Origin of the sequence: Sphingobacterium litopenaei, assembly GCF_014692495.1 — a bacterium.
In the GTDB taxonomy this organism is placed as follows: domain Bacteria; phylum Bacteroidota; class Bacteroidia; order Sphingobacteriales; family Sphingobacteriaceae; genus Sphingobacterium; species Sphingobacterium litopenaei.
This window is the reverse complement of sequence record NZ_JACOIJ010000010.1, coordinates 48688-60560: the sequence shown is the minus strand read 5'-3', so window position 1 is coordinate 60560 and position 11873 is coordinate 48688. Positions and strand designations below refer to the sequence as shown.

7 protein-coding genes are annotated in these 11873 nt (G+C 36.8%); 4 read left to right on the top strand and 3 right to left on the bottom strand.

Features of this window, described 5'->3' with window-relative positions:
- The 3 genes from H8B04_RS07265 to ypfJ all read right to left on the bottom strand — a co-directional run bounded on the left by H8B04_RS07265 (window position 1) and on the right by ypfJ (window position 5023).
- Window positions 1-2253: a S9 family peptidase gene (locus H8B04_RS07265; RefSeq protein ID WP_190301911.1), complete on the bottom strand. Its 2253-nt coding sequence runs from the start codon at window positions 2251-2253 to the stop codon at window positions 1-3.
- Window positions 2234-3769 carry a S8 family serine peptidase gene (locus H8B04_RS07260; protein ID WP_190301910.1) on the bottom strand — a complete coding sequence of 512 codons (1536 nt, stop codon included), beginning with the start codon at window positions 3767-3769 and terminating at the stop codon, window positions 2234-2236. The genes H8B04_RS07265 and H8B04_RS07260 overlap by 20 nt, the downstream gene beginning before the upstream one ends.
- A 393-nt stretch (window positions 3770-4162) precedes the next feature.
- Window positions 4163-5023, bottom strand: a complete 861-nt coding sequence (gene ypfJ, locus H8B04_RS07255; protein ID WP_190301909.1) for a KPN_02809 family neutral zinc metallopeptidase — start codon at window positions 5021-5023, stop codon at window positions 4163-4165.
- A 130-nt stretch (window positions 5024-5153) separates the two neighbouring features.
- Between ypfJ and H8B04_RS07250 the strand changes: the two genes are divergently transcribed.
- From H8B04_RS07250 to H8B04_RS17260, 4 genes are all read left to right on the top strand, one after another.
- Window positions 5154-5732 (top strand): PhnA domain-containing protein, encoded by a 579-nt coding sequence (locus H8B04_RS07250; RefSeq protein ID WP_190301908.1) that lies wholly within the window; start codon window positions 5154-5156, stop codon window positions 5730-5732.
- A gap of 229 nt (window positions 5733-5961) precedes the next feature.
- Window positions 5962-8961 (top strand): SusC/RagA family TonB-linked outer membrane protein, encoded by a 3000-nt coding sequence (locus H8B04_RS07245; protein ID WP_190301907.1) that lies wholly within the window; start codon window positions 5962-5964, stop codon window positions 8959-8961.
- Window positions 8962-8982: 21 nt separating this feature from the next.
- Complete coding sequence (locus H8B04_RS07240; RefSeq protein ID WP_190301906.1) at window positions 8983-10476, top strand: RagB/SusD family nutrient uptake outer membrane protein; 1494 nt, start codon at window positions 8983-8985, stop codon at window positions 10474-10476.
- Between the two features lie 48 nt (window positions 10477-10524).
- Window positions 10525-11850, top strand: coding sequence for a glucoamylase family protein (locus H8B04_RS17260; protein ID WP_190301905.1), 1326 nt, complete (start codon window positions 10525-10527; stop codon window positions 11848-11850).
- Window positions 11851-11873 lie beyond the last annotated feature (23 nt).

Sequence of the window (11873 nt, the reverse complement as noted above, 5' to 3'; positions counted from 1 at the left end):
TTATTTTAGGTGTAATAAAAAATAATTCGCTATTAACGATTGGTAATACCAATCCCCCAAACCGTGATCTTTTCCAGGCAAAACCATCATATCAAAAAACTTATTTGCCTTGATTAAAGCATTTGCCAAACGGAACGTATTAGCCGGATGTACATTAGTATCTACGTCACCCGTAATGAGCAAAAGTTTTCCTTTTAGATTAGGCGCTAATTCTGCTGTCGTAGGAATGTAGTTTGGCTTATTCGTTGTATTTATCCCATGATAAGTTTCACCCCACCATTGGGTATAAATGTTTGGATCATAATTACCCGAAGCGGCAACACCAACTTTGTAAAAGTCTGGATAAGTCATCATGGCCGTCGCTGTCATAAAACCACCGCCTGAGTGCCCAAAGATTCCTACTTTATCCAGATTGATATAAGGTCTTTCTTTCGCCAAATCTTCTATAGTCTTTTTGTTATCTGCTAAGGGATAGTCGCGCATATTGCCATGACTATATCCGTGGAATTTCAATCCTCTGTAAGGTGAAGAACCTCTCGATGGAACTTGAACCACTAAAAATCCTAAATCCGCAAAGGATTGATGGTTGTTGTCATCTACAGAGAAAGATTGCGGTACAAAATCCTCTTGTGGTCCTGGATATACCGAAGTAATAATGGGGTATTTTCTTGTTGGATCAAAGTTCGATGGCTTGTACAAAAGTCCGTACAACATTGTCGAATCGTCCGCAGCATTTAGCTGAATTTGTTCTGGCGCAGACCAACCGATAGTTATTAGCTTGTCGATATTCGCTTGACCAAGTGTACTTATCAACTTTCCATTTGTGTCGCGAATAACGTGCGTACTCGGCGAATTAGCTGTAGAATATGTATTTAAGATGTATTTTTTATCGTCTGAAAACTCGATTTGATTATTAGCAGCCTCTGGGGTCAATAAAACACCTTTTTCATTATCCAAATACGCCTTGATATATTGCTTGTAATATGGATTTACAGTTTTGGAATAACCGTATACTTCCAAGAACAATTCTCTCTTGGCTGTATCCAATTCAACAATTTTGCTAACCACATAGTCTCCCTTTGGACCAATTTTGTTCAACAATTTACCAGTATTGTCATAATGATAGTACTGACCAAATCCGGTGCGCTCAGACCAATACAAAATATCTTTATCCGAATTGAAAATCTTTACATTAAACAATTGCTCATTTACATGCGGTAATGTAGATTCAGTAATCAATACTTTTACGTTTCCTGTATTGAAATCCAAACGGCACAATTCTACTTTCTCATTCGAACGAGAGCGTCTTAGGAAGTAAGTGTAAGACGTATTAGTACCTAAACGATCTGCCCACAAATAGGTTCTTCCATTGACAAGCTGTCCAGCAAGAATAATACGCTGATCTTTTTCTTCGGTAACTTTAATCGTTTTTGCCTCACGATTTGATGTATTCCAAATTTTGACATCGTACCCTATTGTGGTAGAGTCACCCGGCATAGGAAATTTATACGTGCGAATAGTTGGACGAGGATTGGATAGGCTATTAATTACTGCCATTTCCCCGATCATGCGCTTATCTTCACGCCAAGCTAAGACATTATCTCCTAACCAAATAGCGCTTGTACTAACAATCTTTGTCGTATCATTATCCGCCGTATTATTACTATTGTAAGAGAAATAAGGCTCACCATCACATGATAATTTATACTCTTTATTAGCCTTAACATCAAACAAATACAACTGATGACCTTTACCAAAAATATACTTCGTGCTATCAGCATTAAATTTCTTCCAATATTCAGCTGAAGGAGCTTTATATCCCCCTTTATTAGAGGAAGTTTTTACTTCTTCTTGCTTAAGGATTTTTTGTTGAAAGGAATAGATAATATTCGATCCTTTGAATTTAAAAGACAAAGAAGTTTGTTTATCATCTACCTGATAACTGTACAAATTCCACTTTTCAATTTCCGTAGCAGTACCGAAGTTTCCTTTTTGAAGAAGTGATTTTAATGTATTCTCGTCAGTAATCTTGGTTTTCTTTTTGCTTCTTAAATCTATTTTATACAAAACCTTGTCTTCACCTGCTGTCCACACATAATAGGCAGCTGAGCTTTTCCAGTTTACGTTAATACTGTTATTCGTAATAAGTTGACTCGAAGATTCATACTTAGACTTGACAGGCAATGTCTGCCCGTACACAGAAACAAAACCAAATAAAATAAAGGCTAGCGAACTATTTCTTAACATATTCATAAGCAATTAATAATGCTTGGTAAGCATCTACGATTCCTGGCGTAACCGCATAATTCTGAAGACCCGCTACATGATTTTTAGCAGCTGAACGTTTCAAAATCTCTACAACTTCGTAAGCTTTTAATTCAGGATAAACTCCCCAAACTAAAGCAGCCACACCTGAAACTATAGGCGCGGAGAATGAAGTTCCGTTCGCCGTTTTATATTGATCAAATGTAGATGTAGAAGTCACTTTCTCGCCTGGCGCAAAAAAATCAACCTCTTTGCTGCCATAGTTAGAAAAAGAAGCTTTTGTTCCTTCACTTGTGGAAGCGCCAATACGTAAGTATGAATTTTTAGTTTTCTCGATTTTCGCAGGTTTGATCGGATAACTATTGATTGTGTCTAAATTCTTATTGTCATTACCAGCAGCTTGAACAACAATTACATTCTTGCGCATGGCATATTTAATTGCGTCAGTTACCCATTTGCTATTTGGCGAATAATATTTACCAAAGCTCATGTTAATGATATTTGCACCATAATCCACAGCAAAGCGAATAGACAAAGCAATATCTTTATCAAATTCATCTCCGTCCGGAACTGCACGAATCCCCATCAATTTAGCATTATCAGCAATACCATTTATTCCAATTTCATTATGACGATCAGCAGCAATTAGCCCACCAACGAATGTACCATGGAAGCTATTTGAATCCACCAACACCGCATTACCATAATATTTATCACCTAATGATTTAATGTTATCGCCTATGGTATATCTAGGATTCGATTGATCATCCAAACTCTCAATTCGCTTTACAGCTGTTTGATATTCCTGTACCTGAAAAGCATATAAATCGTTCCACTTCGTCGTTTCTGCATAGCGAAAGGAAGAACGTCTAGCTGCTTCAATATATTCTTGCGTAGTAGCATCAGATTTTAAGTTTGCTAAATCTTTTATCGATAAAGCTGATCCATCCAAATTTTGTGCTTTGATTGTAGAATCCGTCAAACGAAATGCTTCGTAAGTTAATTTGATTATTGGAAAGAAATTAAGGTAGCCCTGGATTTTAGCATCTTTTTTTACCTGCAAGAAATAGTTGAATTCAGCAATATCCTGTTTCTTCTTCCAATCCGAAATTTTAGTATTTTCATATTTGGGACGTAGACGTTTATATTCACGAAAAGCCTCTGTACCTACTTTTGTGATATGAGTATTGTTGCTCGTTCCTAAGAAGTTCCAGCCGTTTACTGCCTCAGGATAATGTTTATTTGGTTTGGTATAAACCCACAAATTGGATTTTAAATCTTCATGATTGGTATCTAAATCGCCATCTATAACAGCTACTACTACAGGTTTCAAGCTGAGTTTCTGATTGCTGATATATTCATAAGCTTGATTTGTGTTAACTCCAAAATAACCTTGATCGCTATTACTATGATGCCAATGTATTGGTAAAGAACTTTTCTGTGCAAAGGATGATTCTGAATAAAAAAGAATCTGCACGATTACAAATATTTTCAAAAAACGCATAATAACGCGAAAATATGTTAAATAATGCAGATTTTAAATAATAAAAATGCAAAATAACGCATTTGTTACTTTTGTTGCATAAACATCTTATCCTAAATTGAAGTCATTAAACTATCGATAATCATTTAGAAATAAACAAGTTATTTGTAGTCAAGATGCTTTCCATGTTGAACAATTTTCTGTCGCAAATGAATATTTCGAAAAAATTGGAAAGCACGTTTTAACCCATTTTATAATAAGAAGTGACTATTTCTTTATTTTATAAAAGATGGTCCTTTTTATTTTTGGGATATATCAAATGGAATAACTGGTTTCCTAGGGTAAAATTACCAGTAGATATTTCGAAAGGGGTGTAAAAAAATCCCTTTGTCGTACTACAAAGGGATTTTAATATTATCTTAAACTTGGATCATTAAAGGTGTTTCCTGCATTAATATCGCCAGTTTCATAACCTTTCTTAAACCAGTACATACGCTGTTCGGAGGTGCCGTGGGTAAAAGATTCTGGATTAGAGTGACCATAAGTTTGTTCTTGAATATGATCATCTCCCACCGCAGCAGCAGCACGCATACCATCTAATATATCATCGTACGTAATTTCTATACTAGTAAGCTTATTCAAATAGTGTGCCCACACGCCCGCATAAAAATCTGCCTGCAATTCCGTCATCACGGATATCTTATTGTATTCGCGCTCACTCATTTTTGCACGCATTGCATTTGTCTGACTCAAAACACCAGTAAGATTTTGAATATGATGTCCTACCTCATGCGCAATAACATACGCCAAAGCAAATTCACCTTTAGCACCAAACTTAGAACTCAATTCTCGATTAAAGCTCAAATCTAAATAGACTGTATTATCTCCAGGACAATAAAATGGCCCAAAAGAAGACTGCCCCACTCCACAGCCTCCTGTTTCCGTAGCCTGCGAGTATACAGCTAAGGTAGGTTTTTTATATTGTTGTCCTCCTTGTTTGAAAACATGTGTCCATACTTCATCTGTACTGGTCAGTACTATCTCCGAAAATTCCATCAGTCTGTCTTCTTCAGGTGTAGATTGATATTCTCCTTGCTCAGTGGTTAATGCACCACCCTGCATTTGCTCTAATAATTGACCGGGATCTCCGCCCATAAAAAGACTAATCAACAACACTATAACTCCACCTACACCACCTAAAGCTAATTTTTTACCGCCAGACATACCTCGTCTATCTTCGATGTTGCCTCCTTTGCGGCCTCCTTGCCATTTCATATTTCAAATTTGATTTTAAGTTTATTGAATTTAACAAATTCCTTACCAAAATCGAAAATAACTTAAGTAAAACACTTGATAAAGGTAATATGAACGATATTTCGTATTTTTGGTTTTTTAATTAACCTATATGAGTTTAGAAAAACAACTTCAAGAAAGAAGCGGAAGCAAATGTGAATTGTGCAACAGCATATCCAATTTGAGTGTTTATGAAGTTCCTCCAGTGTCTATCGTGAATGCTGATAATAGTATTTATGTATGTCAAACTTGTAAATCTCAAATCGAAAAGACAGAACAAATTGATCCTGAACATTGGAAAGTTTTGAGTGAGACCATGTGGTCGGAGCATGCTCCTGTACAAGTAGTAGCATGGAGAATCTTAAGTCGCTTACGCAACGAAAGCTGGGCTATTGACAACTTAGACATCTTATATTTGGAAGAAGAAAATTTAGAGTGGGCTAAGAAAACAGGTGATCACGAAGCAGAAGCAACGGTAGAGTTCCACCAGGATTCTAACGGAACGCGCTTATACGAAGGTGACACGGTGGTGTTGATCAAAACATTAGATGTAAAAGGTTCTTCTGTTAACGCTAAATTAGGAACAGTGGTAAAAAATATCCGCCTTGACCCGAATAACACAGAGTATATCGAAGGAAAAATCGATGGTCAAACTATCGTAATTCTTACAAAATATTTGAGAAAAGGATAGTATACTTTTCACATAAATAAAGACGGGATATGCCAAACATATTCCGTTTTTTATTTCCCCCTCCTCCTCAAACAAAGAAATTCTCTTCTTCCATCAAACGAAAATTTCACTTATTTGTTATACAAAGTATACTGTGTAGAACACTAACATAAAGTTAGGCTTAATTGAAGGCTAATCACTTTACAAAACTACCAAACTAATAAACATAAACTTTATAAACCAAAATAATATGAGGTATATATTTACTTTGTTCATGATTTTGCTCTATGCTAATTCAGTTAATGCGCAAAATACGATTACGGGGATAGTAAAAGATGAAGAATCTTTAGTAACTATACCTGGTGTTACTGTCTCTATAAAAAGCAAAGCGACAGCGGTACAAACGAATGCTGTAGGACAATATTCTATTGTAGCTGCAGCGGGAGATACCTTAACATTCACTTTCATTGGTTATCAGCCACAAGATATTGTTGTTGGAAATCAAAGTCAAATTGATGTGTTTTTGGTCAGTGATGACAATGCGCTTGAAGAAGTAGTTGTCATCGGATATGGTACGGCTCGGAAGAGAGATTTAACGGGATCCATCACACAAATAAAAGGCGAAGACATCGTGGATAGACCAGGAACAAATCCTATCGCTAATTTGCAAGGTAAAGTTCCAGGTTTACAAGTGACCAATTCGGGTAGACCAGGGCAAGAACCAGACATTCGTATTCGGGGAACGAATTCCATCAATGGTGCTAAACCGTTGTATGTGGTCGATGGGTTGTTAAATGACAACATCAATTTCCTGAATCCTTCTGATATCGAAAGCATGGAAGTACTACGGGATCCATCGAGTTTAGCTATTTTCGGGGTTAGAGGAGCAAATGGAGTTATCGCTATTACCACCAAACGCGCTAAATCAGGACAATTGAATTTTGAGTTCAATACGCGTGTAGGGATGAAAAATGTGGCAAAGCGTATGAACATGGCAAACGCTGCGCAATTCAAGGAATTGTACGATGAGCAGCGAGCTAATCAGGGTGATGCACCTTATAACTACAGTAATTGGACTGGCAATACCGATTGGCAGGATGAAATATTCAGAAATGCTATTCTCAATTACAATAATCTTAGTGTTAGTGGAGCGACAGAACGGAATTCATTTCGTTTAGGGTTAGGATATTCTACAGACGAAGGAATAATTAACCATGAGAAGCATAGCCAAATAACGTTAAACATTAATGATGAGGTAAGATTAACAGACAATTTTAAAACAGGTATAGTCATCAATGGTTACCGCGCTCGCCTACCACAAGAACGTAATGTATTTGGATCTATCCTTGCAGCTCCAAATGCTCCGATATTCAACGATCAATATGGTCTTTATCATACTTTACCTGACTTCCAACGTGCACAGGTTAATAATCCCCTTGTAGATATTGAGGAAAGAAAAAATACATACATTGGAATCAATTATAGAGCTTTAGCTAATTGGTACGCGGAAGTTGATTTTCTAGAACATTTCAATTTTAGGGTAAACTTATCTGCTGATTATGGATTTAATAATTTAAGGACTTACCAAGGATTAGTCTCGGTTTACAACCCTGATATTCAAGGTGAAAATAAATCAGAACGTATTGGCAATCAATTGACTTCCGTTAATCACGAACAAAACACACATTATAAATACCAAACAGATTGGTTGTTAAACTATAGAAACACGTTCGGAAAACACAACCTCACCTTAATGGGCGGTTTTACAACTTATTTACAAGGTAATGAAGCTACCACAGCACGTAGAACGCAAGGCGAAGGAATTGAAATTCCAAATGATCCAGATTATTGGTACGTAAATATAGGAGATCCTGCTACCACTACTGGTAACAGTACAGCCTCAGAATACCGAACTTTGTCCTGGTTAGCAAGGGCTTTGTACAATTATGATGGAAGATATTTAATAAATACCTCTTTCAGAAGAGATGGAAGCTCTGCCTTTGCGAAAAATGGCAAACCTTGGCAAAATTTCTATTCTATCGGTGCTGCTTGGGTGCTGAGCGAAGAAGGCTTTATGCAAAATGTAGAATCCATCAACAACCTGAAACTAAAGGGATCTTGGGCTTCTTTAGGAAATCAAAATGTAGGAGGTAATTGGTATCCGATGTACCCGCTGATGGTACCTGGCAACTCTGCCGTATTTGGAGATAATTTAGTTCCTGCGTATGAAGCAGAGTATATTCCTGATGCAAATTTACATTGGGAAGTCGTGAAAAGCTGGGAAGCAGGTTTTGAATTTAATGCTATTCAGAATAAGCTAAGTGTCGAAGCAGTGTATTACAATAAGAATACAGAAGATATTTTAGTTCGCGTACCTGGTATTTTGGGAAGTAAACCTGGATTAAGTAATCTAGGAACTATCCAAAATAAAGGTATTGAAGCAGCTGCTACTTGGCAGCAAAGTCTATCCGAAAACTGGAACCTCTCCATCGGAGCTAACATTACTACTATTAAAAATAATGTAGTTAAACTATCTACAGACGGTTACGATATTATAAGCGGTGCATCTCGTACGGTAGCTGGTTTTCCTATTGGTTACTTCTGGGGATATGTTCACGATGGTATTTTCCAAAATCAATCTGAAATTAATCAATATGCTACAAATGGATTAGGCGGAGGAGCCTTTTTACCAGGAGATATCAAATATAGAGATATAGATAATAATGGCGTAATCAATACGCAAGATAGAACCATGATTGGTAATCCTACGCCAGACTTTTTCTATGGAATTTCTCTTTCATCTTCCTACAAAAATTTTGATTTAGGCATAGAATTCCAAGGTGTACATGGCAACGAAATTCTGCGTACTTGGAATCAAAACCAATTTGCAACGTTCAATTTTCTTACAGACCGTCTAGGACGTTGGAATGGTGAAGGAACCTCTAACTGGGAGCCTATACTTCATGAAGGCCGATCAGTAAATAGACAATATTCTACTTACTTTATTGAAGATGGAAGTTTCTTCAGAATTCGTGATATTACTTTAGGCTACTCCTTCCCTTCTGAAACATTGAATAAAATGCGTCTTCAAAATCTGCGATTGTTTTTGAATGCACAAAACGTCGCTACATTCTCAAAAAATACTGGCTTTACCCCTGAGATTGGCGGAAGTACGACTTCATTTGGAGTAGACAACGGAACTTATCCTGTTCCAGCGATTTATACATTCGGTTTAAACTTAAATTTTTAACAAGCATTTAAGTAAGTAATTATGAAAACAACGATATACACTTATAAATTTATTCTAAGCATAGCCCTGCTTCTTTTCATAAGCAGCTGTGGTAAAGATTGGTTAGATATTAAACCGAAAGGGCGATTTACGGAAGAAGAAATGCCTACGGGTTCCTTAGAAGGTCAAGTATTTGCGGCTTATGCAGGTTTAAGAAGCGAAGGAACGAGTGGCTTGCCTTATGTGGTGCTGCACAATATTCGCTCGGATGATGCCAGTTTAGGCAGTAATTCAGGCGATAATGCTGCCGCAGGTCCTATCTTTGATGAATTTAATTATCCATTGGATTATTGGTTAGTCAATAATTATTGGACTGGACATTACAATTTAATCAATCTAGCTAATAATGTATTGGCTACAGCAGATTCTATTGATAATCCTACAGAAGGAACTTTAGCTAATATTGGAGAGGTCAAATTCTTACGTGCTTGGGCATATTTTAATATGGTTCGAACATTTGGGGAAATACCTCTTATTAATTTCAAGATAACTGATCAAGCTTCCGCTAATATTCCTAAATCAAGTATCAATGATATATATAGACAAATCGATGAAGATTTAGCCGATGCGGTGGCGTATCTTCCTGAAACATGGCCAAGTCATCCAGGACGTATTACAAGAGGAGCAGCTTTGGCTGTACAAACCAAGACCTTCATGGCTCGTAAAAGATACAGCGAAGGCTTAGCTTCTGCGATGCAAATTATTAATTCCGGTATTTATGATTTGAGTGTACCTTATAATATGATTTTCCGTGAGGAGAGTGAAAATAGTAAAGAATCCATCTTTGAAATTCAAGCTTTATTCGATGGCGTTCAAAATTTTGGGGTTACTTACGCTGGTAGACAAGGTGTCCGTGGATCTGGCGCTTGGGATTTAGGATGGGGATGGAATGTTCCTAATCAACGTTTGCTTGATGCTTTTGAAACAGATGATCCCCGTAAAGATGTGACCGTATTATATAGCGGACAACGCAACGAACCTTATGGAGAAGTTTTACCCGATAATTTACCAAGAGATTATTGGAATAAAAAAGTGTATACTAATCCTACCTTACGATCACGATATGGCAGCCGTTTCGGAGAATGGTTCAATGTACGTATAATACGTTATGCGGATATAGTATTACTAGCAGCAGAGGCTGCTAATGAGGTTGGTGGGGCAGCGAATACAGATCTAGCTTTAGATTTATTAGAAAGAGTTAGAGTCCGTGCACGAGGAGGCAATACTACCATTTTACCAGCCATTTCAACACGTGATCAAGTTGCTCTTCGCAACGCCATAAGACATGAGAGACAGGTTGAATTGGGTATGGAAAACGAACGTTTCTATGATTTGATACGTTGGGATATTGATGTACAGACCATGCGCGACGCCGGACATTCTAATTACCAATTAAAACATCGCTTCTTCCCTATTCCACAGCCAGAAATTGATAAATCTGCTGGAATATTAGTTCAAAACCCTGATTATAGTTAAGTATAAAACTTCCTCCTCTCTATTGAGAGGAGGTTTTAATAATATTTCATGAAATTAATCCCTTCATATATTTTTATACTATTATTTCTTATAGGATGTAAAACAACTGACTTACCAAAAAATGATAAGCAGACGGAAGAATTATTGAACAAAATTCAGCGACAAACCTTTAAATACTTTTGGGAAGGTGCTGAACCTACTTCTGGTCTTGCGCGTGAACGCATTCATTTGGATGGTGTATATCCGCAGAATGATAAAGACGTGATTACTATTGGAGGTAGTGGTTTTGGATTGATGAGTATATTGGTTGCAGAAAAAAGAAATTTTATTCAATCCCAAGAAGCCTTAGAACGATTTAAAAAAGCTTTAAATTATCTAGATAAAATCCCACGTTTTAAAGGAGCATATGCGCATTGGTATGATGGTCCTACTGGCAAAGTCAAAGCTTTTGGCAATAAAGATGATGGCGGAGATATCGTAGAAACAGCTTTTCTAGCGCAGTCGCTGATTTGTATTCGGGAGTACTATAAAAATGGTAGTCCTGAGCAGAAAGACATCGCTCTATTAGCCCACAAACTATGGAAAGAAATTGATTGGGCACATTATACAAACAGATCAAATGTTATCTTTTGGCATTGGAGTCCAGAACACGAATTTGGGATGAATCATCCTATTCAAGGTTTTGATGAATGCTTAATCACCTATATATTAGCAGCCTCATCTCCTACTTTTCCAATCGACAAACAAGTTTATGTAAATGGCTGGACCCGAAATGGAAAAATTAAAACAGCTATTGAAAAATATAATATACCTACTGTAGCAAAGCATAATGCTATTCAGGGAGAAGTAGGTCCATTATTTTGGGCACATTACAGCTTTCTTGGATTAAACCCGAATGGTTTAAAAGATGACTATGTGGATTATGGAAAGGTTGTTAAAAATCATACACGTATCAATATCGCTTATGCAGATGATAATCCTAATAATTATTTAGGTTATGGTCCGGATAAAGGTTGGGGATTAACAGCCAGCTATTCGATTAATGGATATGAAGCCCATCACCCAGATAATGATAAGGGCGTAATTTCTCCTACCGCAGCATTATCATCTATGCCTTACAGTCCGAAAGAAAGTATCGCCTTTGCTAATTATTTGTTTCAGAATCTGGAGTCAAAAGTTTGGGGGCCTTATGGTTTTTATGATGCTTATAGTGAAACGGCGAACTGGTTTCCTCAACGTTATCTCGCTATTGATCAAGGACCAATTATCGTAATGATTGAGAATTATCGATCCCAATTTATCTGGAATTTGTTTATGAATGCTCCAGAAATAAAAGAAGGATTAAAAAAACTAAATTTTCAATATAACAAATAATTATTCTTTTTAGATAAAATTAT

Bases quoted from the DNA above. Each gene is read 5' to 3' on its own strand.
- H8B04_RS07265 (WP_190301911.1), bottom strand. From the start codon at position 2,253: ATGAATATGTTAAGAAATAGTTCGCTAGCCTTTATTTTATTTGGTTTT.
- H8B04_RS07260 (WP_190301910.1), bottom strand. From the start codon at position 3,769: ATGCGTTTTTTGAAAATATTTGTAATCGTGCAGATTCTTTTTTATTCA.
- ypfJ (WP_190301909.1), bottom strand. From the start codon at position 5,023: ATGAAATGGCAAGGAGGCCGCAAAGGAGGCAACATCGAAGATAGACGA.
- H8B04_RS07250 (WP_190301908.1), top strand. From the start codon at position 5,154: ATGAGTTTAGAAAAACAACTTCAAGAAAGAAGCGGAAGCAAATGTGAA.
- H8B04_RS07245 (WP_190301907.1), top strand. From the start codon at position 5,962: ATGAGGTATATATTTACTTTGTTCATGATTTTGCTCTATGCTAATTCA.
- H8B04_RS07240 (WP_190301906.1), top strand. From the start codon at position 8,983: ATGAAAACAACGATATACACTTATAAATTTATTCTAAGCATAGCCCTG.
- H8B04_RS17260 (WP_190301905.1), top strand. From the start codon at position 10,525: ATGAAATTAATCCCTTCATATATTTTTATACTATTATTTCTTATAGGA.